Genomic DNA, 24,714 nt, shown 5'->3' on the forward strand with positions numbered 1-24,714 from the left:
CTTTGTGAATAAAATTCGTGAATTCGTGGCGGGAAATCTTATTTCTTCAAAAGTCTTGCTTTCATTTTGCTGAAAAATTCAGGCGTTACTCCAATGAATGAAGCGATTTGTTTTTGAGGAACTTTGTGAATTAAGGTTCCGTATTTTTTACTGAATTTTTCAAAACGTTCTTCAGCAGGTAAACTTAAGTTGTCCATTAATCTTTGCTGATTCGCAACCAATGAATTTTCGATTAAAATTCTAAAGAAGCGCTCTAATTTTGGAATCTCCAAATACAATTGTTCCTGATTTTCTTTTGACAATGAAACAACTTCTGCTTCTTCGAGAACTTCAATAAAAAGCTGTCCCGGTTTTTGTGAAAAAAAACTGTACATATCGCTCATCCACCAGCCTTCGCAGGCAAATGATAAAACATGTTCAACAATATTATCGTTGATATTGAAACTTCTTAAAATACCCGAATTAACAAAGTAAGAATGTTTACAGACTTCACCGGCATTCAATAAAACCGTTTTGGCTTTATAAGTATTTGTTTCTAATTTAGATAAAAAAAGCGCCTGTTCTTCTGGTGTCAGAGAAACGTGTTTGGCAATGTTTTCGAGAATTAATGCCATTATTTTTTATCGTCGATTAAAGTAAATGAAGTTGCTTTAAATCTGTCTCCTTTGATTTCTCCCGTAACTAATGCTTTACTGATCGCATTGCAAAAACCTTTGTCAGCGTGAGCATCTCCGTGATCGTGAATTGTAGTTCCGTCAACGAAATAAGATTTTCCGTCAATGCGAACGGCTAAATCACAACTTTTGCCTTTCATTCCGAATTGACATTCTCCACAAGATGCTTCGACGACTGTTGGTTTGTCAAATTTCTTTTTGGTTTGCGCTTGTGCTGCAATCCCGATAAAGAGGAAAAGCACGAATATAAGTTTTTTCATATCTTAAGAATTTACGGTTATTAATTTCGCCGTTTCTTTGGCGCGTTCTGTTACTTTTTCGATTGGAGTTATTAATGAATCGTTCGCTAAAACAACTCCCATTCTTCGGTAAGGTCTTGACGTTGGTTTGCCAAAAATCCTGAAGTCGGTTTTGGGTAAAGCAGCGACTTTTTCGATTCCGCTGAAAGTTGGATTTGTCGAATCTTCAGAAGCTAAAATTACGGCACTTGCTCCGGCTTTTTCTAAAGTAATCTCGAAAATTGGAAGACTTAGAATCGCACGTAAATGCAATTCAAATTCATTGAAATTCTGCGTTCCGGCCAAAGTTACCATTCCAGTATCATGCGGTCGAGGAGAAAGTTCAGAGAAATAAACACCGTTATTGGTTAAGAAAAATTCAACGCCAAAAAGTCCAGCGCCGCCAAGAGCCTCGGTGATTTTTTCCGCCATATCCTGCGCTTCATACAAATCAGCTTCAGAAACTTGTGCCGGTTGCCAGCTTTCCTGATAATCGCCTCGTTCTTGTCGGTGTCCAATTGGAGCGCAAAATAAAGTCGGATTTCCATTTTGAGTAATCGTCAAAAGTGTAATCTCAGAATGGAAATCTACAAAAGCTTCTACAATAACTTCGATAACATCACCACGCGAACCTGCAACGGCATATTCCCAGGCTTTTAAAACATCTTCCTTGGTTTTTATAGTCGATTGCCCTTTTCCAGACGAAGACATAAGAGGTTTTACCACACAAGGAATTCCAACTTCCTGAACGGCTTTTTGTAATTTTTCTGCAGAAGTTGCATATTGATATTTGGCTGTTTTTAAACCTAATTCTTTTGCAGCTAAATCACGGATTGCTTTACGGTTCATAGTAAAGTTCGCCGCTTTCGCTGAAGGAACAACCGTAATTCCCTGTTTTTCGTAGTCGTAAAAACGTTCTGTGCGAATGGCTTCTATTTCGGGAACTATAAAATCGGGTTTGTGTTTGGCTACGATTCGGTCTAAAGCCTCGCCGTCAAGCATATTAATGATTTCAAATCCGTGTGCAACTTGCATCGCCGGAGCATTTTCGTAACTGTCAACAGCTATTATGGTTTGTCCGATTCGTTGCGCGGCAATGACAAATTCTTTGCCTAATTCGCCTGAACCCAGAAGTAGTATTTTCATTTTGGAGTGTTGTATTGTTTGAGTAGTAAAAGTACAGAAAAATGCTTTTAACCGCAAAGTTCGCAAAGAATTACGCGAAGAACGCAAAGTTTTTGTTTTTAAATTAAAATAAAGTTTTTAAAGTTTTATTCAGATTTGGAGATTCGGCAGATTTTAATTTATTGTAAGGTTAATTTTTTCATCATGTAACCATACAGTTTGTCATTTCGAGGAACGAGAAATCGCATTAGAAACTCGACAAAGATTGGTGTTTTTACTTTACGGAATCTCGTGTGCGATTTCTCCTTGCGTCGAAATGACAAGATTGCGGGTAAATTGCAATATAAAAAAAGGTTCGCAAAGATTAAATTTAAAATCTTTGCGAACCTTTGCGTATTTCTTTGCGCTCTTTGCGGTAGAAAACTTTGCGGTTAAGTCACCTAGTGAAAATGATCTTCTTCAATTTCAAATTCGGCATCTTTTTCCCAGATTTCCATTTCGCAGGGCTTGCAATTGAATTTTAGTTTGTATTCCAATTCGCCTTGCTTTAATACCAATGGTTCTTTTACCTTAACGCCTACAATATCTTTTTGATGTATCGGGCATTTTTTTAATTCGTATTTGATGCAGTATTTCGTTGTCATTACACGAGATTTTCCTGGATCCCATTGTAATTCAAATGCTTTTTCAATTTCGGTAACACCGTGACGTTCGTAGAATTTACGAGCCGTTTTGTTCGAAACATTGTACATGAAATCAAGCTTGGTTTCGGGGTACGGATGTGACGTTTTTACCAACTGGTGTTCTTCGCGTTTATAGTTTGCCAAACGAATTTCTGTTAACTGATCGTAAACAGTTCTTCGCATTTCGTTGATTTTTGAAATAGGAAGGAACCAGTTTTGAGAAAACATAATATTGATTTCATTAGCAGTATAAGGTGTAAAACCTGTTTTTGCCAATTGTGTTTTGATATTTTCTTCGATAGACTCGCCTGTTTTGGTCTGTTCTTTTGCGTGTTCTAAATTTACGATGCTTACGTTTCCGTCTTCATCGGTTGCGATTAACTCGAAACCAGTTTCTGTTTCAGTAAGTAGTAAAGTGGTACTTAATTTACGAACGGCACTGTCTTCTCTTTCTACAATTTTAATGAAAGCAGCGTCGTTATTTCTATAGATGAAAGTTCCGTCTTTTACTTCTTTTAAAACGTTTGGATAAATTTTACCGTTTTCAGCTTTGTTTACGTAAATTCCATCGGCTTCATTGTTTTCGTTGATAAAGCAAAGTCCGTCGCCATTGTTTAGTAGTTCACCGTTTTCGATTTCGTAAGCGTTTCCAACAGTTCTGATCAATTTACCAATATATTGCCCTTTTGATTTTGGGCTTTCCCAAGAACCAATAGAACTGTGTCTTTCGTTTACAAAATAATCCGTATAACCGCGGTTGAAAGTTCTGCTTAGAGAAGAATCAAAAGTATAGGTGCAAGTTCCCGAAGAAGCTTTTATATATTTTTCGCTTCCTGCTCCTTCTAAATAGCTGTCTAGTTTTTGACGTAAATAAGAAACGTTGTTTTTAACATAAACAACATCTTTTAATCTCCCTTCGATTTTAAAAGAAACAATTCCGGCTTCAATCAAATTCGGAATTTGTTCTGAAATATCTAAATCTTTTATCGAAAGTAAGTGACTGTTTCTGATTAAAGTTTCTCCGTTTCCGTCGATTAAGTTGTATGGTAAACGACAGTTTTGTGCGCATGAACCACGGTTGGCGCTGCGTTCTCCGTTTGCCACACTCATATAACAGTTTCCGCTAAAAGAAACACACAAAGCTCCGGTCACGAAAAATTCTAACTCAACATCAGCATGATCGTAGATTGTTTTAATTTGATGAAGGTTCAATTCACGTGCTAAAACCACACGTTTGATTCCGGCATCTTTAAGGAATTTAATTTTATCGGCATCACGATTATTAGCTTGTGTACTGGCGTGAAGTACGATAGGAGGTAAGTCCATTTCCATAATCGCCATATCTTGAATAATCAGGGCATCGACACCAATATCGTATAATTCCCAAATCATTGAGCGACACGTTTCCAGTTCGTTATCGTACAATATGGTATTCATAACAACAAAAACCTGAGCATTAAATAAATGTGCATATTGTACCAAAGCAGCAACATCTTCAATAGAATTGTTGGCATTAGAACGTGCACCAAACTGCGGTGCACCAATATATACAGCATCGGCGCCACTGTTGATGGCGGCCATTCCTCCAATTAAATCTTTAGCAGGAGCTAATATTTCAATTTTCTTCTTCATTTGTAGAACTTTAGGCTTTTGTGGTATTCACGGAAAAAAGTTTGCAAAGTTCTTATAAATATTTCGAGTTTGCTAATGATGAAGGGATTTTTTTGAATTTGTTAACTTAATATGGAATGGTTAAAAGTAGATTTTCCAAGTTAGTCAGTAATAAATTCGTATTCTGATTTTGGAATTAATAATGCAAATTTCCACATTTCATTGAAAGACTCTTTAGCTATAGAACCACTCATCCCTTTATTTATTATTTTATCATATGAACTTTCAGAAGTAACTCCTCCATAATTTAGTGATAAGTTAATTTTTGACATTCCAGTCAAAATTATTAAACTGTCTTTCATTAGGAAATTAAAGTAATAAAGAGCATTTAACTTCTCTAAGTTTTTTACGGACGTTTGAATTGATAGAAATTCTTTGTCTTTTTTCTCGATTTGAAAATCATTTTCGGCTATCGTTTTTCCGACCAAAGTGAAATTTTCTTCTGAAGATTTATCATTTCTAATTAATATCTTCCAAGTCTTCTTAGGAGGTTTTTGATTAGAATTATTTTGACTAAAAGAAATTTGAATAAAGAACAGAAATGTGAAAACTATAGTTGAAATCTTCATAATGTTTGATTTAATTATTTCTTTATGCATAATTTTTTGTATTAATTCTAATATAGAGTCAATGTTATGAAATTTGATTAAAACGAATGTAATAATTATTATCAGTTTTAAACAAAAAAACTGCCCAATCCGAAGACTAAGCAGTTTTCAAAAAAAAAGCATGAAATCAATCGATTAATTCGCTCTCATTTTAATTTGTGATAAAGTATTTTGAATACTGTTTAATTGTTTTGAAACAATAGAAACTTGATTGTGTTCAAGATGGTTTTCATCTAATGCAGATTTGTATTTTTCAATTGCTGCTTCTTCACCAGTTACACAGGCATTGATGATTGCTTCTGTATCTCCTCCTGTAAATGATGATTTAATGTCAATCCATGTGCGGTGTAAAGCTCCAAGTGGTCCTCCGCCAGATGTATCTGTTGATTTTCCTAATTTGTTAATCTCGTCTTGTAATTCTACAATAAATAAAGCTCTTTCTCTAGCATATTCTAGAAAGTCAGTTTTCATTGCTGGATTTTCTACATGCTCTGCAGCATTTGTATATCCTAATTTTCCGTCTTCAAGAATTGAAATTAATCCTTCCAAAGTTTTAACTGCTTCTTTTGTGGTTTCATCTGTATGTATCATGACTAATAGTTTTTAAATTAATACATTACAAAGTTGGGAAAATATAAAGCGTCTGTTTTACAGGATTATAGAGAGGTGTTACAATATTGTGGAATGGGAATTTTGAAACTTATATTTTTTTATTCTATGGACATTTTTACAGATAAGATAGATTGTCTATTTTGAAGATGATAATTTCTCTTTTTCTGTTTGCGTGAGGGATAGGAGCGGTATCCTTTTATGGCGGGGTTCGCCATAAAAGATATAGCGGATAGCCCGGTCGTAGGACACGCCCATAAAAAAACAGCTTAAAGTATAAAAGTGATGAAACTTTTAACCTTAAGCCGTTTTAATAAATTTATAATAGAATTAAGCAGTTAAAGCTTCTTTAATTCTGCGTAATGCTTCTTTTAAAATATCATTGCTTGTCGCGTAAGAAAAACGAATACAATTTGGATTTCCGAAAGCATCTCCTGTTACTGTCGCAACGTTTGCCTCAGCTAAAAGATACATTGAGACATCGTTTGCATCTTTAATTTCAGTTCCTTTTAATGTTTTTCCGAAGAAAGAAGAAACGTCTGGGAATACGTAGAATGCACCTTCTGGAACGTTGATTTTTACTCCTGGAATTTCTTTTAATAATCCAACAACTAAATCTCTGCGTCCGTGGAAAGCCTGAACCATTTCGTTTAATACGCTTGGATCAGCATCTACCGCTGTGATTGTAGCTCTTTGTGCTACAGAATTTGCTCCAGATGTTACCTGTCCTTGAATTTTTGTACATGCTTTTGCAATAAATTCAGGAGCACCAATATAACCAATTCTATATCCTGTCATTGCAAATGCTTTTGCAACTCCGTTTACTGTGATTGTTTTTTCTAACATTCCAGGGATTGAACCGATACTGCAGAAAGTTCCTGAGAAATTGATGTGCTCATAAATCTCATCTGCAACTACGTAAATATTTGGGTGTTTTTCTAAAACTTTTGCCAGAGCCGTTAATTCTTCTCTGCTGTAAACAGATCCTGAAGGATTACAAGGAGAAGAAAACCACATCATTTTCGTTTTTGGTGTGATAGCAGCTTCTAATTGTTCTGGAGTAATTTTAAAATCTGTTTCAACAGAAGTTGGAACTTCCACAGGAACTCCGCCAGAAAGTTTAACGATTTCGAAATAAGAAACCCAGTATGGTGCTGGTAAAATAACTTCGTCACCATCATTTAACATTACTTGTGCAATGTTGTATAAAGATTGTTTTGCTCCTGTAGAAACTACAATTTGAGATGGTTTGTATTCTAAATTATTATCTCTTTTGAATTTTCTGCAGATTGCTTCTTTTAGATCTTGATATCCATCAACTGGAGAATATGTACTGTAATTATCGTCGATTGCTTTTTTTGCAGCTTCTTTAATAAAGTCAGGCGTATTGAAATCAGGTTCACCTAAACTTAAACTAATAATGTCTTTTCCTTGTGCTTTTAGTTCGCGAGCTAAAGCAGCCATAGCTAATGTTTGTGAAGTCGCTAAGTTGTTGATTCTGTCCGAAAGAATATGATTCATTATAAAATTTTTGAATGTCCTTAATTTTCCACGCTAATTAAGGAAGGTTAATTATTAATAGATTTTTTAGTTTAAACAGATAATTCAGGTTTCATTCCTAATTCACGTAAATGCTTAAAGTGAGCCGCGATAGCGCTTCGCATTGTTTTGTATTCATAATATGGCAAGTTGCACTCTTTTGCAGTTTCCTTTACGATTTTTGCAATTTTACCATAGTGAATGTGACTTATATTTGGAAAAATATGATGTTCAATTTGATGGTTTAATCCACCTGTGTACCAGTTTACAATTGCATTTTTTGGTGCAAAATTAGTTGTCGTATACAATTGGTGAACTGCCCATGTATTGTCCATTTCTCCCAATTCGTTTGGAGAAGGATTTGTTGTATGATCTACAACGTGTGCCAATTGAAACACAACACTTAAGATTAAACCAGCGGTGTAGTGCATTACAAAAAAGCCAATTAGTACTTTCCACCAAGTAATTCCAATTACCATTGGTAAAACAATCCAAATTGAAATATAAATAAGTTTAGTGATGATCAAAGTTGTCCAAAGAATTTTTGGGCTTTTTGGTTCTCCGTAAGATAATTTTCTTTTCAGATAATTTCTCATTTGCTTAAAATCGGTTGTGATTGCCCAATTGAAAGTCAATAAACCGTATAAGAAAACAGAATAATAATGTTGAAAACGGTGGAAACTATGCCATTCTGCATGTTCTGTAAAACGTATAATTCTTCCAGCATCTAGGTCTTCGTCGTGCCCAGGAATGTTTGTATATGTATGATGAAGCACATTATGCTGTACCTGCCAGTTGTAAACATTTCCAGCAAGAACATAAATTGTTCCCCCCATAAATTTATTGATCCAGCTTTTATTGGAATACGAACCGTGATTACCATCGTGCATTACATTCATTCCAACGCCAGCCATTCCAATACCAATTACAATTGATAAAAGAAGCATAACCCAAAATGGCATGTCTAATGTAAGTATTAAAAAATACGGAGTTAAAAAAACTGCGAATAGAATAACGGCTTTTAAGTGCAACTTCCAGTTTCCAGTTTTCTGAATGTTGTTTTCCTTAAAGTAATTGTTTACCCGAGAGTTAAGTGTCCTGAAAAATTTCAGATTGTCTTGCCTTGCAAATGTAGGTGCAGTGTTATTCATAATTATTTTAAATAGTTTTCAAAGGTAATTATTATAAATTCTCAATTTGCAAAATTGAGTTAAATATTTCAATCGTAAAGTAGTACTTTTGTTAAAAATTTACAGCAATGGATGAGATATTGAAATATTTTCCAAATTTGACCGATCTTCAAATCGAACAATTTCAAAAATTAGACTTTTTATACCACGATTGGAATGAGAAAATTAATGTGATTTCGCGCAAAGACATTGATTCATTATATACAAAACATATCCTGCATTCCTTAGGAATTGCAAAAATCATGAAGTTCGAACCTGGAGCAACAGTTTTGGATGTTGGAACCGGCGGTGGTTTTCCTGGAATTCCGTTAGCGATTCTTTTTCCTGAAACTCGTTTTTATTTAATTGATGTGATTGCTAAAAAGATAAAAGTAGTTCAAGGTGTTGTTGATGCACTAGAATTAAAAAATGTAAAAGCAGAACAAAAACGTGCCGAATTGGTAAAAGGCGATTTTGATTTTATTGTAAGCCGAGCGGTAACTAATATGCCGGATTTTGTTTCTTGGATAAAAGATAAAATCAAAAAACAGCATAAACACACTTTAAAAAATGGAATTTTATATTTAAAGGGTGGAGACTTAGCAGATGAACTGAAAGATTTTCCAAATGCAACTTTATACGATTTGGCTGCAATATTTGATGATGAGTTTTTTGAAACCAAAAAGGTGGTTCATCTTCCTTTAAAATTCAAACCATAAATAAAAAACAATAACCCGCAAAGAATTCTTTACGGGTTATTTTTTGAATTAATAGTTTTTACTACTAAGATGCTTTTTTAGAAAAATCTAAAAAAGGATTTGCTTTAAGATTTAAATTCTCAATGAAATTATGAATTGCATTTTCGGATGCTACATTACTGTACTTGAATTCAGAATCAAAGAAAAACTCACGAGAGAGTACAGGCTCATTTGAGGAATCGTATACAGCTTCATCTGTTTCGTCTAAAGTTGAATTTCTGTAAGTACACGGATGCGTATGCATTAATGCCCCTATAGATTGACTGAACCATTTGTCAAATTTTTTCTTTTTTGGAGTAATGTGGCGTGCCAATAAAACTAGACCAACAAGTTCATTTTGTAAAAAATACGACCCTTTTCGATATCTTACATCAATCATTCTCACATTCATTAATGCAATCCATAATGCACCGTTTACAGGGCCAGAGGCTGAAATTTCCAAATCGGTATCAAATAATAAAGGATTGGTTTGCTCTCTATTACTTATCGAACACCAAAGGGCTTCAATTCGTTTTTGTGTGTCGCAAGTTGCTTGAGTATAACCAGTAAAACGCCAGTAAACCCATTCCAATAATGCGGCAGTCAACCCAATTGAGCCTTTATGATTAATTTGCATTAATGTATTTTCTAGATCTTCATTTCCTTCAATAGGATCTAATAACTGATCGATTTTCTTTTTTGTCCATTTAAAGTCGATAGGATGGCCAATACATTTTGAATCCATTATTACTTTAGGAACGTTGTTTAAATTTCTCATATCTTTTTTCTTTTCTTTAAACTTGAATTTATTGGGCAAATTTAAAAGGGTCGGTATTTAAAAAAAGGCACAAGAAGTTTTAAAAGTATTAAAATAAGCTTTTTACAATTTCTATTTTACTGTAAATCAATAAAATAAGAAAAGTACTACAAAATTAAGTTTTAAATTAGTTGTGGAGAAGGAGAGTCCATAAAAAAACAAAAGCTGAACATTTTAACGGTTCAGCTTTTGGTAAAATATTTAAGATTGGATATTATCCTAAGAATGGGTATCTGTAATCTTCTGGCGTTACAAAAGTTTCTTTGATAGTTCTAGGAGAAGCCCAGCGTAATAAGTTCAATGCAGAACCTGCTTTGTCGTTAGTTCCAGATGCTCTTGCACCTCCAAACGGCTGCATTCCTACAACAGCACCAGTTGGTTTATCATTAATGTAGAAGTTACCAGCAGAGTTTTGCAATTTAGTTGTTGCTACTTCAATAGCATAACGATCTTGGCTAAATACAGCTCCAGTTAAAGCATATTCAGAAGTAGTGTCAACTAACTCTAAAGTCTCTTCCCATTTTGCATCTTCGTAAACATAAATTGTAATTACCGGTCCGAATAATTCGGTTTCCATTGTAGTGTATTTTGGATTTGTAGTTACAATAACAGTTGGCTCAATAAAGTATCCAACAGATTTATCGTAATTTCCACCAACAATAATTTCAGCGTCGGCATCTTTTTTAGCTTGATCAATATAACTAGCTAATTTATCAAAAGAACCTTCATGAATAACTGCAGTAATAAAGTTTCCGAAATCTTCCGGAGAACCCATTTTCATAGATTTTACGTCAGCAATTAATTGTTCTTTAACTGCAGGCCATAAGCTTTGTGGGATATAAGCTCTTGAAGCTGCCGAACATTTTTGTCCTTGAAATTCAAATGCACCGCGAGTAATTCCCGTAGCAACTTGCTTTACGTTTGCGCTTGGGTGTGCAATGATAAAATCTTTACCACCTGTTTCACCAACGATTCTTGGGTAAGTTTTATAGTTTTGGATGTTTGCACCAATTTTAGCCCAGATATCTTTAAATACGTGAGTAGATCCTGTAAAGTGAACACCAGCAAAATCACGGCTGGCTAAAACAGTATCTGTAATCATTAGAGCATCTCCAAAAACTACGTTGATAACTCCGTCTGGAACTCCAGCTTCTTTGAAAACATCGATGATGATTTTTGCAGAAAATACTTGGCTGTCACTTGGTTTCCAAACTACAACGTTACCCATCATTGCAGCACTTGCAGGAAGGTTTGCTGCGATAGCAGTAAAGTTAAAAGGAGTAATTGCATAAATAAAACCTTCTAAAGGTCTGTATTCTACACGATTCCAAACAGTAGAATCTGATTTTGGCTGATCGTTGTAGATTTGAGTCATAAACTCAACATTGTAACGTAAAAAATCGATTAATTCGCAAGAAGCGTCGATTTCTGCCTGATGAATATTTTTAGATTGACCAATCATTGTAGCAGCGTTGATACGAGCTCTGTATGGTCCTGCGATAAGTTCTGCCGCTTTTAAGAAAATAGCAGCACGTTGTTCCCATGCCATGTTTGCCCATGCATGTCTTGCCTCAAGTGCATTTGCAATTGCTTTTTCTATATGTTGTTTTTCAGCTAAATGATATTTTCCAACTACATGTTTGTGATCATGAGGAGCTGTAATGTTTTTTGTGTTTCCAGTTTTGATTTCTTCGCTTCCAATATATAAAGGAACGTCGATTTGAGAATTCCACAATGTAGTGTAAGCTGCCTGAACAGCTGCTTTTTCTGGTGAGTTCGGCGCGTAGCTTTTTACTGGCTCGTTTACCGCTTTTGGTACATGAAAAAATCCTTTAAGCATGTTATTTAAAATTAGATTATTAGATAATTTAAATGTTAGAATATTTGATTTGTTACGAATAATCTAACGCTGCACAAAAGTACAAAGGATAAATTAAAAAATTGACAATTTTATGATTAAGATAACGATAAAAAAGATAGTGTCAGACTATGCCTTAATTTAAAGCAAAAGGAGCACACATTCTAAATGTAGGAACAATAACTTTGAATGTTTTTGTAGTAGTAAAATTGATCATATTAAAATGACCTTTCATAGCACCATAAGGAGATGATAATAAACAACCTGAACTGTAAGTATGGTTTTCGCCAGGTTTTAAAACTGGTTTTTTGCCAATTACACCTTCGCCATCTACTACTTCTAAGTCATTTAGAGAATCGAAAATTTCCCAGTGACGTGAAGTCAGCTGTACAGAATCTTTACTGTGGTTTTCAATTGTAACTACATAACTAAAAGCAAAATGAATCTTGTAGTTTTTGAAGTAAGTACCTTCAAAACTAGTCAAAACAGATATTTTTATGCCTCTTGTTATCTGAGAAACCATACTAAAGCCGTATATATGTGAGTGTTATATGGCAAAGCTACAAAAAAAAATCATTTAATCTAGAACCTTAACATTTGTTTTAGTTGACTATATTAATAGAGTTTGCATTTCCCTTTCCAATAACACGCTGATAACGATCGGTTGCTTCCTTGTAATACACCAAAATTGTATACTCATTTTCAGTTTGATAAAAGTTTCCGTCAACAGCATTTTCAAAATCGATAACACCTTTTTTATCCGCTGCGGTGTATTGGAAATTTGTAAATCCCTGCTTGATCATTACCGCTTTTTCAAAAACTCCTTTTTCTGTATTGTAGTCCATTTTATATTCTGGAGAAAGACTATAATTATTGAACATTCCCGTAATATAAATGTCTTTGTTTATTTGAAAGGCTGGTGCAGAAAGCGAAAAATAAACCCATGCATAATCTGCCTCGATAGCATTGTTAGAAGCATTGATGTTTTTAACGACAAAATTCCCGTTTACATCTTCGTAATTGGTGTAAATCTGATTTCCTCTTGCCGCATTGGTGTACAAATAGGCATTGTAAATATCATTATTAGCGCCTACACGGCCAACATTATTATTGGCTGCGCGAATGTCCTTGTTTTCAAAATATAAAAATTCATTGCCACCCCAAAACTGCGTTTCTTTGTCGTATTTATAAATAAGCTGATTGCCAATTGTATATTGAGGAACAATATTTTTTATTGCCGTTTGAAAGTTTCCATTTTGCAGTAAAAGCACTTTTACATTCTGCAAAGGTGTTTGAAAAGTAATATCATTCGACAAAATTGCAAAGTCAAGATTTTGTTTATGATCGATATTAGTAAGGTTGCGGCTGCGCTTTACCTGAGCGGTAACTGTGGAATGATTCTCGAATAAAATAAATTTTCTTGAAAGAACAATTTCTCTGTCCTCATTAAGGATTCTCAGCATATAATTTCCTGAAAGTCTTAATTGAGTAGTAAACTGATTTGGAAAAGGCAGTCTGTAATGCGAATAAATCTGCAGTGTGTTAAAAGAATTCGAGTAATCGGTAATTCTTTGATTGTCTAAACCGCTGATATAATCTGTTTTAGGAATGTCAGTTGGTCTCCAATTATAGTCACAATGAATAACTTCAAAATAATAATTAGCTTCACTTGCAAACAAATCGTCAAATTGAAATTCGAATGTTGATCCTAATTCAAATATAGGAACTACATTATTTCCATTTTGTACAAAAGTAACAGTTTTAATATTGTATGGAGGAACGATTTCAGTTTGGGTTTCCTGGGCTTTCGCCGAAACTAAAAGAAAAAGCAGAACAAAGCTTGTGTATAAAAATTTTGACATCTTATTACGTTGTAAGATTGTAAATATAACAATTTTATTAAACGTAATAAGATGCCAATTATTGGATTGCGGATTTTAAGAATTCAGAATGTAATCTAAATTTGCTTCAATCTCATCATTAATATAACTTTCTTCCAAAAGGGAATCCGAGAGCAGTTTTTTGTTTTCCTGTAATTTGATTATTTTTTCTTCAACTGTATTTTTCGAAATAAATCGAATCACATTTACTTTATTTAACTGCCCAATGCGATGCGCTCTGCCTATTCCTTGCTTTTCAGCAAAAGGATTCCACCAAGGATCTAAGAACAAAACATACGAAGCTTTCGTGATGTTTAAACCAACACCTCCAGCTTTCAGCGAGATGAAAAACAGTAATGGGTTTTCTTTTTCCTGAAATAAATTGACTTGCTGTTCTCTTTTACTCGCTGGAGTTTCGCCTGTAATTTCGCAATACCCTATTTTGTTTTCTTTGCACCAATCGGTATAAAAATTCAAATTGGTAACAAACGAACTGAAAATGATCACTTTTTGTTTTGCTTTAACTAAATTCTCCAGATAATTGGTTGTAGCAATATATTTTCCAGAATCAATTTCCGATTCCTGATCTACCATTTTTGGGTGGTTGCTCAATTGTCTCAACTTCATCAATGTATTGATAATACTGATTTTATCTGGACTTGAACCATCTGTTTTTAATAAAAAATTACGCGCTTTCGATTTTTCTTTTTCGTATAATTTTTCCTGTTCAGGATCCATATCGCAGTAATAAATCTGCTCAGATAATTCTGGTAAATCTTTTAAAACCTGTTCTTTGGTTCGTCTCAAAATATAAGGCTGAACGAGATTTTTCAATTCAGATAAAACTTCTTCATTTTGTTTTTTCTCAATCGGGATTTTAAAATTTTCTGCGAAAAAATTATAAGTTCCCAAAATATCAGGATTTATAAACTGCATCTGCGACCATAAATCGTCAAGTGAATTTTCGATAGGAGTACCGCTTAATGCAATTTTGTGACCTGTGCTTATTTTGTTTATCGCTTTAAAATTTTTAGAATTTTTATTTTTAATGTATTGACTTTCGTCTAAAATTAAATAACGAAAATCGTACTTTTCTAAAACCGAAATATCACGATGAATGATGCTGTAACTTGTAAAAATTAAATCGGTCGACGCTAATCGATGCGCTAATTGTTTTCTATCATTACCCACATACTGCATTTTTGAAAAATGAGGCGTGAATTTTCCCGCTTCATTGTACCAGTTAAAAACCAATGAAGAAGGTAAAATAATCAAAGCTTTAAGCGGTTCTCTTTCGATTGTGGTTTCGTTGGCAAACAAATCAAAATTGCTGGTTTTTGTGGTAAATCCTAGTTGTTCTTGTACAGCAACCAAAACGGCTAAAGTCTGTAAAGTCTTTCCAAGTCCCATGTCATCGGCTAGGCACGCACCTAGATTCGAATTGAAATGCCCCAAAAGCCATTTTACGCCGTCAATTTGATACGGTCTTAAAGTTGCTTTTAACAAATCTGAAGATTTATATTCGGCCTGGTAGGTCACATCATCTTTGATTTCTGGAATTGCATCCAAAGCAGTGAAATTACTTTTGCGCAAAAGCAGTTTTCCGTTTTCCGTTTTGGCCAGTTTAGCCATAGAACCATATTTGCTGAACCATTCTAAAGGAATCAGAAAATAATTTCCGTCTGGCAGCTGAAAGAGTCTTTCTTTACTTTTTATATTCGGAATAATTTCGCTGAAATTAATCTTATAAGTTCCAATTGTAATGATTATCTTGATGTCAAACCAATCTCCATTGGTGTCTTTTGATGCAGAAACTATATGGTTTTCTGTAATGATTTCTTTGCTTTCGACTTTTAAATTCTGAATTGTGAATCCTAGATTTTCAAGTTCTTCCTTATGGTCAATAACAAATTGGATATTCAGAAAAGGATCCGGATTTTCGATTTCTGAATTCAATCCGTAGAATTCATTTTTAATTACGCTTAAACCAAGTTCTTCTAATTTTTCTGTGTAAAAAGTCTCTCCTGTACTTCTTTTATATTGAATAATTTTAGGCTGATTGGTAATACTGAAATCAACAAACGAATGTGATTTTTTTGTTTTAGAAGCATCAAAACAATAACCGTCATAATCGAAGTAAAGATTAAGATAATAACAGTTTTTAAAGAAGTCATGAACGGGCTGAATCGTGCACGAAATAATTTTATCGCGATTTTCAATTTCAAAACCAGTTGCGTCAATATCTATTTTTTTGGCTATTTCTGGAATAAAACTTTTAAAGTAATCATCCACTAATTTTGATGGAATTTCAATTGAATTTTTCTTTAAAAAAGGCATCAGTTTTTTAGCGTTAAGCTCCTTTAGCTGTCCTAGTTTTTTATTGACAACCAACCAGCCCGGCTCATCCAAAAGAATATCAATATTGTTATTCATTGGTAAAAAAGCCGTTTCGTTTTCTTTTAAAGAAAGGGTATAAGTAATGCCTTCTGAATGTTTGTCGAATTGAATTTGAGGTTCAAAAAATAAAGAATTAACAGCAACTCTTGAGCGGTAAAAATCCTTTTCAGGTCCGATGTTAAGAGACAATGGAAATTGTTCATGAACTATCAGATTGTAAAATGAACTTAAATGGAATTTTAAATGCTGACGGATCGCAAAATCAATTTTAGAATCTTTTTGTAAATCAATAATTGTCTTCGCCGATTTGATTTTGGCACTGAATTTTTTAAAAATGAATTCTGGTTTTAAAGATTCGCAGGCTGTAAGTATCTTTTTGGTATTAGAATCTAAATCTTCAAAAGCAATTCCGAAGCTTTCTATAACTCCAGTGGTTGCCTTTTTATTTAAATATTTAATTTCATCAATATCTTCAACGATATAAGCTGTTGGAAGAAAAGTATTCAGGTTTTTTTCAAAGCTGATGTCAAAGCAAAATTGAAATGATTTTGTAGGTTTCAAGATTTCAGGTTTGGTTGGGTTGTATTTTTGTAAAGGCTTATAAAAGTAAAAAGTTTTCAAATTATTGCTATTTTGAAAACTTTTTAAATGAACTTATGTCAGTTATATGTTGAAAAATGGTTTAGTTTTCAGGTTTAAAGCAAAGGGGAATAATTTCGCCTTTTGCTAAACAATATTTTTCAACCAATTCCGGTGCAATTTTATTGGTGTAATCTTCTTCAATTACGATAAAGCCAATGCTTCTTAATTTGTCGAAATAATCGCGTCCGTAAATACGAACGTGATCGTATTGGCCAAATATTCTAGCGCGTTCTTTTTGATCTGTAATCGAATCATCTGCGAAAGTAACTTCACGGTTTAAATCTTGTGGAATTTGTAAAATCGCCATTCCGCCTGGTTTTAAAACGCGGAATAATTCCTGCATCGCTTTTGTATCATCTGGAATATGTTCTAAAACGTGGTTACATAAAATGACATCATATTCATTGTCTTTAAAAGGAAGGTTACAAATATCTGCTTTTACATCTGCAAGAGGCGAAAACAAATCTGTTGTGGTGTAATCCAGATTTTTCTGCTTGCGGAATAATTTATAAAAAGCTTGTTCCGGCGCAAAATGAAGCACTTTTTTTGGTGCTGTAAAAAAATCAGTCTGATCGTTTAAATACAACCACAGCAAGCGGTGTCTTTCTAACGAAAGTGTGCTTGGCGAAAGTACATTGTTACGTTGTTTCCCATATCCGTAAGGTAAAAAAGATTTAAAGCTTCTGCCGTCAATTGGATCTGTAAATTTATCTCCTCTTAAAGAGAAAGCTAAAATAGGACGCGCCACATAACTCAAACGAATTAATAATGGGCGAGGAATGGTATTAAGTACTAATTTGAAAAGTTTTTTCATGGGGCTTTTTCGCAGAGTTACACAAAGTAAGCGCAGAGCTTCACAAAGTGTTTATAAATCTTTTTATGTTGTTTTTTAATATTTTTGAATCAAAATTAATAAGTAATCCTAATGGATAATTTCCGAGTTTCAAATATGTTAGTATTTGCGCAAAATGGACATCAGTAAAAGCTTCAACAGTTTTTAATTCAATTGCTATTTTATTTTCTATCAGTAAATCAATTCTATATCCGTGGTCTAATTTTATGTCTTTATAGATTATAGGCAAAGCTTTTTGTTTTTCAACAATTAAGCCAGAATTCTTAATCTCATAATACAAACATTCCTGATAAGCAGATTCTAATAAGCCAGGGCCTAATTGTCTATGAACTTCAATTGCTAAACCAATAATTTTGTATGAAATGGAATCTAGTTCATGTTGAATGACTAAATTTTGAGAATACATTTTAAAAGGCGTGTAAAAAATTTTTTGTGAATCTCGGCGTATATCTTTGTGAATCTCTGTGGAATAGCTCTTACAATACTAATGGCACTTGTCTAAATTCATCTTCTTCATTGCTCTCGATTCCTAGAGCTTTGTAGATGTATTGGAAAGTCGATAATAATTCTGGTTTTCCGTCAATTAAAGCTACGTCGTGCTCGAAATGTGCACTTGGTTTTCCGTCAGCAGTTAAGATTGTCCAGCCGTCTTTTAATTGTTTGATGTTTCTTGTTCCCATGTTGATCATAGGTTCAATGGCAACAACCATTCCTTCAACAAAAAGTTTACCGCGTCCGCGTTTTCCGTAATTTGGCATTTCTGGCTCTTCGTGCATTTTTTGACCAACACCATGTCCAACCAATTCACGAACAACTCCGTAACCGTGAGCTTCTGTATATTTTTGAATCGCATTTCCAACATCTTCAACGCGATTTCCAGCTTTAAATTCTCTAATCCCAACGTAAAGAGATTCTTTAGTAACTCTTAAAAGTTTCTTTACTTCTGGAGCAACTTCGCCAATCTCAAAACTGTAAGCGTGATCTCCGTGATAACCATTTTTAAAAGCACCGCAGTCAACCGAAATTACATCACCATTTTTTAGTGGAACATTGTTAGGAATACCATGAACAACCTGAGCATTTGGGCTCATGCAAAGAGAATTCGGGAAATCATACAGTCCCAAAAAACTTGGAACAGCACCGTGATCACGAATAAATTCTTCGGCTAATTTGTCAAGATATAATGTAGTAACTCCTTCTTTAATTTCAGAAGCAATCATTCCTAATGTTTTTGATACGATTAGTGCACTTTCGCGCATTAATTCGATTTCCTCCCTAGTTTTTTGGATAATCATATTTTTCCCATTTTCAGTTCGCAAAAGTACAATTTTTAATATTATTTTTTAAGTAAAATTTTATGCTGAAAATTAAGTTTTCTAGGAGGTCATATTTTTTTTCGTCACGAATTTTACAAATTTCCACTAATTGAATATTGTTGAATAATTCAGTAAAATTATAATTCGTGGAAATTGGTGAATTGCTGGCAGACTTTTTTTGCTTTAATATCTCGCTAAAAAGCCCTAAATTAGTAGTAAAAACGTTTTGTAATCATGGAAACTACTATAGATCAAGATATATCAAAAGTAAAGGCTCTGAAAAGAATGAAGAGAAATGCACTGGCACTTTTAGGTGTTGCAGTTTTACTCTTCATAATTGCTATTTATTTTAAAATCCCAATGCTTCAGGCTTTTAGCGAAGCTGCAATGGTGGGAGGAATCGCCGATTGGTTTGCGGTTGTTGCACTATTTCGTCATCCATTGGGAATTCCGATTTGGCACACGGCAATTATTCCGACTAAGAAAAACGAGATAGGAGAAAATCTTGGAAATTTTGTTTCGGAAGAATTTTTGAATCGTGAAAAGTTAGAAATCAAACTAGATGAATTCAATTTTGCAAACAAAGCATCAGACTGGCTTTCGCAGACAGAAAATGCGAATAAAATTGCCGATGCAGTTGCAGTCAATATCATTCCAGGGATTTTAAGAACGATAAAAGATGAAGATGTAAAAAGATTTATTCAGGTTCAATTTGCAGCGAAAATGGAAGGAATAAATTTTGGAAATTGGGTTGCGGTTGCACTAGAACCGTTGCAGAAAGGAGATTTGAAAAATCAAATGCTGACCAATCTTCTTGAGGTAATGAGCAGCGAATTGACCAATAATAAAGACTTAATAAGACAAAAAGTAAAGGCTTCAACACCATTTTTAAGTTTCGGATTGGCGGATAAAAGTATTACTGAAGGTGTTTTTAATGGTTTGCAAGATTTTTTAGATGAAGCAAAGAAGCCGGAAAGTGCAGTTCGCCTAAAGATAGATGAGTATATTTTTGACTTTCTGGAAAAAGTAAAAAATTCAGAAGAAATGAGGGTTAAAATCAACGATATGATTTTGGGTTTTGTTGGAAAAAAAGAAGTGCAAGATTATATTAATGGAATTTGGGATGAAATAAAACTCTCCATAACAAATGATTTAAGTAAAGGAGATGAATCTTCTATAAAAAACAGCATTTCAAATTTAATTCAAACCTTTGGAAACGGAATTCAAGAAGATCAAGTCATGATTAATAAGATCAATAATTTTATTAAAAATGATTTACTTTCGATTCTTTTGAATAATAAAAAAGTAATTGGAGATTTGATTTCGTCGACCGTAAAATCTTGGGACGGAAAAGAAGTTTCGGAAAAATTAGAACTGGAAATCGGTAAAGACCTGCAATATATCAGAATCAACGGAACTTTAGTGGGCGGAATTATTGGACTAATAATTTATGGTGTGGAGCAGGTTTATCATTATTTTATTGTCTAAGATTATCAAGAAGTTTGAACAGTTTTGTCATTTCGACGAAGGAGAAATCTCCGCAAGTAACTCCGCAGCGAGAAGCCAATCTTTGTAGAGCTTCTAACGGAGATTTCGATCCCGAAGCCTCGGGATCGAAATGACAAAAAATGCATAAAAATAAAATAGGCGAATTCTTTAGAATTCGCCTATTTTTATATAAAGAAAAATATTTTCTACAAAAGCGAATGACAAGTCATAGCATTTGGCTGCTGTACTCCCATTAATTCTAAAATGGTAGGGGCGATGTCACCTAAAACACCATCTTGAATGGTTTTTAATTGTTTGTCAACCAAAATAATCGGCACTGGGTTTGTTGTGTGTGCTGTATTTGGAGATCCATCAGGATTGATCATAGTTTCGCAGTTTCCGTGATCGGCAATTACAATTGTAGTATAATCGTTAGCAAGAGCAGCTTCAATAACTCTTTTGGCACAAGCATCTACTGCTTCACAAGCTCTAATTGCGGCTTCCATAATTCCAGTATGCCCAACCATGTCACCATTTGCAAAGTTCAAGCAAACGAAATCAACTTCACCTTTATTTAATTCAGGAACAAGTGCGTCTGCCAATTCGTAAGCACTCATTTCTGGCTGTAAATCGTAAGTGGCAACTTTTGGAGAATTTCTTAAAATTCTAGATTCACCTTCAAAAGGAGTTTCTCTACCGCCAGAAAAGAAAAATGTTACGTGCGGATATTTCTCTGTCTCAGCAATTCTAATTTGTTTTTTACCAGCTTTTTCTAAAACTTCACCAAGGGTTTCGGTAATATTATCTTTATTGTAAACCACTTTTACATTTTGGTAAGTTTCGTCGTAGTTTGTCAAAGTTACATAATACAAGTTTAGTTTATGCATATTCTGCTCGTGAAAGTCTTGTTGCGAAAGTGCTTCTGTAAGTTCACGACCTCTGTCTGTTCTAAAGTTAAAGAAGATAACAACATCACCTTCAACAATTGTAGCTAGAGGTTTTTGCTCTTCATCCACAATTACAACTGGAGCAATAAATTCGTCTGTAACTTCATGTGCGTAGCTGTCAAGAACACTTGCTACAGGATTTGTAGACGGAATTCCGATTCCGTTAACTACTAAATCGTATGCTAATTTAATACGTTCCCAGCGTCTGTCACGATCCATTGAATAGTAACGGCCAATGATCGAAGCAATTTTTACAGGAGTATCTTTGATATAATCTTCTAAATCATGAATGTATTTTGCTCCAGATTTAGGATCAACGTCACGTCCGTCTGTAAAGGCGTGCACGTAAACTTGGTCTAAACCATATTCTTGAGAAGCATCGATTAACCCACGAAGGTGTGAAGTATGTGAGTGAACACCACCATCTGAAACTAATCCTAAAAAGTGTACTTTTTTATTATTGTTTTTAGCATAAGTAAAAGCATCAATTAAAACTTGTTCTTTTGCTAAAGTTTTATGTTCTACGGCTAAGTTTATTTTTGCTAAATCCTGATAAACAATTCTTCCGGCACCAAGATTCATGTGTCCAACCTCGCTGTTCCCCATTTGCCCTTCTGGTAAACCAACATTTAAACCGTCGGTTCTAAGCTGTGCGCTTGGGTAATTTTTGTAAAGACTGTTTATAAAAGGAACATTTGCATTGTCTATTGCAGATACTTTAGGGTCAGGAGATTTTCCCCAACCATCTAAAATCATAAGGATAACTTTTTTGTTCATTACTTTTTTGTTTTCTACAAAGATAAGTCATTTATAAAATTGGCAAAGAAAGCTTTGTTACATTTATGTTTAATAAAATGAAGTCTTATAAAAAATAGTAATTTAATTATAGAAGTCTTTATTTTTTAAAATTAATTCACGCTAAGCTCTTTTTCCGAGTTTATTTTTGACAGCATTATAGTCAATAAAATATTTCACGCTTACTGAAAAGATGTGTTTTAATGCATCATTATTTAGAAGTCCAGAAACATTATGTTTGAAATCTTTATCAATAATTCGTTCAAAATTAGATGCATTGTTTCTGTATAAAGCAGAAAGCTGGCTTCCAGGAGCAAACCACCAAGAAAATGATAAATCGGCATTCCAAGAATAAAAACTGGAATTTTTATTGGTTGTGTATTGCGGATACGGATTTAAATCTCCGTCTGGTTCCAAAAGAAGAATATTTTTATTATCGGCATAAGACCAATATTGTCGAACAGACAGATTAATTGTCATGGCGCTGTTTACGGCATATTTACCTCCTAAAGTATTAGAATACGTAATAACATTTCTGTTGGCAAAAATGATTTCGTTTGGAGTGTTGCCATTATCATCGGCATCAATTTGGTCGATATAACCTTTATTGTTATTTTTTCTGAGGTAACTAAAGAAATAAGTCAATAAAAGTTTGTCGCTGAAACGATATCTCGGCCCAATGTCAAATCCATAAGTAATTCTTTCAGATTCATCAAAAACATTAAAAGTTCCGTTTAAGTCTATGGCAAATTTATGGTTGTAGTTTGTTGAAATACTTCCCCATGTTTCTATTTTTCTTGGAATAGTAACATATCTGTTCTCAGCACGCGGTTCGTAATAATCGTAAATTTCTAGAGGATAGAAAGTAATTCCAGTCCCGTAATAATTATTTTTGACTGTTGTCAAATTCAAATTAGCATTGATACTGTTATCCTGCAATTTTCCAGATTCCTTATTGAATTCCGTATACATATTATAGTTGATTCTAAACGTGTTGAACTTTTTAGTAGGATTTAGAATTCTATAATTAGCATTCCCGTAAAAATTATAATAGTTGGTGTAGAAATTAATTCCGAGATCGTTAGGATCGTAGTCTTTCGTTACAAAATCAGATCCGATGCTGTATCTATAGTTTCCACTGGTTTCTGCAAGACTTATGGTAGAATAAAATCCCTTTTTATCTTCCACATCATTTATAAAGCTGTATTTGGTATTTCCAAACAAACTATACGTATTTGCTTTTGTATTTAAATCCCAAGCCAATCCGGTAACATTCGCGTCTCTAAAATGCCCATTGCGGCTGACATTGGTATTAATAAATGTCACAGATGAATTTTTACGAAAACGCTGATCCAAAACCAAAACATTGTAATTGGTAAGTGGTTCTACGATTTCGCGTCTACTTTCGCCAGTGATTGTGTCTCTTATTCCGGCAAAAGTTTTTTCTGTAACAGCATTTAAAACTCCAATTCCTAAGCCGTTTTTGGTTCTTCCCGAAACCTTTAAAGCGTTTACAAGATTTACAGCTGAGGGTAATTCGATTATTTCTTCGTTTTCATTTAATGAAGGCTCGGTTGACGGCGCGCCTCCGATTCTTCTGGAATAAAACATATTTCCTTTGCTGAATAAATCTGTTCCTTCTGTAAAAAAAGCTCTGTTTTCGTTAAACTGCTGTTCAAAAGGACCGAGATTTAAAATCTGATCGTCATATTTTGTTTGCCCAAAATCAGGAATTAAAATAGCATCAATAGTAAAAGCATCGTTAATTCCGTACTTGATATCCATTCCTCCCTTAAGAGTTCCGTAGGTTTTTTGTCCGTCTGCAGCATTTAAATAATAAGACGCATAAGGCATCAAAAACAATCGAGTAGGAGGTTTTATATTTTCGATTCCTTCTAAAGTTCCCGCCTGCTGTGTAAAAGTTCCTATTTTACTGTCTATAAAATTCCAAGTGTATTTAAAGCGATCACGTTTTACTTCCCTAAAAAAATTGATTCCCCAAGTTTGTTTGTTTTCTGCAGAAAAACGTAATGCTGAATATGGTATTTTAATTTCGACAACCCATCCATTTTCTTTTACAGCAGCTTTACTGATCCAAACAGCGTCCCACGAATAATCTTCGCCATTTGCATCGGTCATAATGCAGTCACCCTGAACATCTGCAGCAGAAACATAAAACATAAAATCTTGCTGACCATCATTAAAACCATTTATAAAAACACCAAAAAGATCTGCGGTTCCAAAGTTATCCCGCTGCGAGATTTCTTTTAAAATTTTAGAAGGTTCATCATCATACATCATAGCGCCGATGTAAATCGCATCATTATTATAAAGAACTTTAACTTCTGTTCTTTTTTCAAAAGGAATAGATTTCCCGTTGTCTGGTTCCAGCATAATAAAATCCGAAGCGATCGGTGCATTTTCCCATGCTGGTTCATCTAGTTTTCCGTCAATAGAAATATACTGTGAAGTTACCTGCGCCTGAATTGCTTTTTTTTGACTGTAACCGCACAAGGCAGTAAATAGAAAACCGAATAGAATTATTTTTTTCATGAAATTGATGGCAAACAATGTCCAAAATTACTTTAATATAGAAACAATAGACTAATTTTTGTTCTACTTGTTACA

Annotated in this window: 20 protein-coding genes; 2 read left to right on the plus strand and 18 right to left on the minus strand. The window is 34.0% G+C overall.

The annotated features are described in order from the left end of the window. Positions 1-38: 38 nt before the first annotated feature. The 8 genes from HYN86_RS08175 to HYN86_RS08210 form a co-directional block, all read right to left on the minus strand. Positions 39-614, minus strand: a complete 576-nt coding sequence (locus HYN86_RS08175; protein ID WP_113677594.1) for a Crp/Fnr family transcriptional regulator — start codon at positions 612-614, stop codon at positions 39-41. Further along, positions 614-934 (minus strand): DUF6370 family protein, encoded by a 321-nt coding sequence (locus tag HYN86_RS08180; RefSeq protein WP_113677595.1) that lies wholly within the window; start codon positions 932-934, stop codon positions 614-616. The genes HYN86_RS08175 and HYN86_RS08180 overlap by 1 nt, the downstream gene beginning before the upstream one ends. 3 nt (positions 935-937) lie before the next feature. Next, positions 938-2,113 (minus strand): formate-dependent phosphoribosylglycinamide formyltransferase, encoded by a 1,176-nt coding sequence (gene purT / locus HYN86_RS08185; RefSeq protein ID WP_394336093.1) that lies wholly within the window; start codon positions 2,111-2,113, stop codon positions 938-940. Between the two features lie 404 nt (positions 2,114-2,517). Next, entirely contained in the window at positions 2,518-4,392 is a 1,875-nt protein-coding gene (locus HYN86_RS08190) for a peptidase U32 family protein (protein WP_113677597.1), read from the minus strand. A 140-nt stretch (positions 4,393-4,532) separates the two neighbouring features. Further along, on the minus strand, positions 4,533-5,000 hold the full coding sequence (locus HYN86_RS08195) for a hypothetical protein (RefSeq protein WP_162789328.1): 468 nt from the start codon (positions 4,998-5,000) through the stop codon (positions 4,533-4,535). 174 nt (positions 5,001-5,174) lie between these two features. Beyond that, entirely contained in the window at positions 5,175-5,630 is a 456-nt protein-coding gene (locus tag HYN86_RS08200; protein ID WP_113677599.1) for a ferritin-like domain-containing protein, read from the minus strand. Positions 5,631-5,978: 348 nt separating this feature from the next. Next, positions 5,979-7,169, minus strand: a complete 1,191-nt coding sequence (locus HYN86_RS08205) for a pyridoxal phosphate-dependent aminotransferase (RefSeq protein ID WP_113677600.1) — start codon at positions 7,167-7,169, stop codon at positions 5,979-5,981. A gap of 71 nt (positions 7,170-7,240) precedes the next feature. After that, the gene (locus HYN86_RS08210) at positions 7,241-8,338 is read right to left on the minus strand and encodes a fatty acid desaturase family protein (RefSeq protein WP_113677601.1); all 1,098 of its coding nucleotides are present in this window, start codon (positions 8,336-8,338) and stop codon (positions 7,241-7,243) included. A gap of 107 nt (positions 8,339-8,445) precedes the next feature. On the opposite strand from HYN86_RS08210, the gene rsmG reads away from it, so the two are divergent. Next, positions 8,446-9,075, plus strand: coding sequence for a 16S rRNA (guanine(527)-N(7))-methyltransferase RsmG (rsmG, locus tag HYN86_RS08215; RefSeq protein ID WP_113677602.1), 630 nt, complete (start codon positions 8,446-8,448; stop codon positions 9,073-9,075). 64 nt (positions 9,076-9,139) lie between these two features. Here rsmG and HYN86_RS08220 read toward each other — a convergent pair whose 3' ends face one another. The 8 genes from HYN86_RS08220 to map all read right to left on the minus strand — a co-directional run bounded on the left by HYN86_RS08220 (position 9,140) and on the right by map (position 18,835). Then, positions 9,140-9,871 (minus strand): hypothetical protein, encoded by a 732-nt coding sequence (locus HYN86_RS08220; RefSeq protein WP_113677603.1) that lies wholly within the window; start codon positions 9,869-9,871, stop codon positions 9,140-9,142. 253 nt (positions 9,872-10,124) lie between these two features. Continuing rightward, on the minus strand, positions 10,125-11,750 hold the full coding sequence (pruA, locus tag HYN86_RS08225) for an L-glutamate gamma-semialdehyde dehydrogenase (protein WP_113677604.1): 1,626 nt from the start codon (positions 11,748-11,750) through the stop codon (positions 10,125-10,127). Positions 11,751-11,904: 154 nt separating this feature from the next. Next, complete coding sequence (gene apaG, locus HYN86_RS08230) at positions 11,905-12,291, minus strand: Co2+/Mg2+ efflux protein ApaG (protein ID WP_008467225.1); 387 nt, start codon at positions 12,289-12,291, stop codon at positions 11,905-11,907. 79 nt (positions 12,292-12,370) lie between these two features. Continuing rightward, the gene (locus HYN86_RS08235; RefSeq protein ID WP_113677605.1) at positions 12,371-13,630 is read right to left on the minus strand and encodes a type IX secretion system plug protein; all 1,260 of its coding nucleotides are present in this window, start codon (positions 13,628-13,630) and stop codon (positions 12,371-12,373) included. Positions 13,631-13,705: 75 nt separating this feature from the next. Then, positions 13,706-16,606 (minus strand): DEAD/DEAH box helicase, encoded by a 2,901-nt coding sequence (locus tag HYN86_RS08240; RefSeq protein WP_113679886.1) that lies wholly within the window; start codon positions 16,604-16,606, stop codon positions 13,706-13,708. A 121-nt stretch (positions 16,607-16,727) separates the two neighbouring features. Continuing rightward, positions 16,728-17,501, minus strand: coding sequence for a class I SAM-dependent methyltransferase (locus HYN86_RS08245; protein ID WP_057117668.1), 774 nt, complete (start codon positions 17,499-17,501; stop codon positions 16,728-16,730). 40 nt (positions 17,502-17,541) lie between these two features. Then, entirely contained in the window at positions 17,542-17,946 is a 405-nt protein-coding gene (locus tag HYN86_RS08250) for a GxxExxY protein (protein WP_113677606.1), read from the minus strand. Positions 17,947-18,016: 70 nt separating this feature from the next. Then, positions 18,017-18,835: a type I methionyl aminopeptidase gene (gene map / locus HYN86_RS08255; protein ID WP_095953445.1), complete on the minus strand. Its 819-nt coding sequence runs from the start codon at positions 18,833-18,835 to the stop codon at positions 18,017-18,019. A gap of 255 nt (positions 18,836-19,090) precedes the next feature. Here map and HYN86_RS08260 point away from each other — a divergent pair, with 255 nt between their 5' ends. Then, positions 19,091-20,344, plus strand: a complete 1,254-nt coding sequence (locus HYN86_RS08260) for a DUF445 domain-containing protein (protein ID WP_113677607.1) — start codon at positions 19,091-19,093, stop codon at positions 20,342-20,344. A gap of 206 nt (positions 20,345-20,550) precedes the next feature. On the opposite strand, the gene gpmI is transcribed toward HYN86_RS08260, so the two are convergent. Together gpmI and HYN86_RS08270 are read right to left on the minus strand one after the other, a co-directional pair. Next, entirely contained in the window at positions 20,551-22,068 is a 1,518-nt protein-coding gene (gpmI, locus tag HYN86_RS08265; protein ID WP_113677608.1) for a 2,3-bisphosphoglycerate-independent phosphoglycerate mutase, read from the minus strand. A 141-nt stretch (positions 22,069-22,209) separates the two neighbouring features. Continuing rightward, positions 22,210-24,639 carry a DUF5916 domain-containing protein gene (locus tag HYN86_RS08270; RefSeq protein ID WP_113677609.1) on the minus strand — a complete coding sequence of 810 codons (2,430 nt, stop codon included), beginning with the start codon at positions 24,637-24,639 and terminating at the stop codon, positions 22,210-22,212. Between the last annotated feature and the right edge of the window lie 75 nt (positions 24,640-24,714).

It is taken from the genome of Flavobacterium fluviale (genome assembly GCF_003312915.1).
Classification (GTDB): domain Bacteria; phylum Bacteroidota; class Bacteroidia; order Flavobacteriales; family Flavobacteriaceae; genus Flavobacterium; species Flavobacterium fluviale.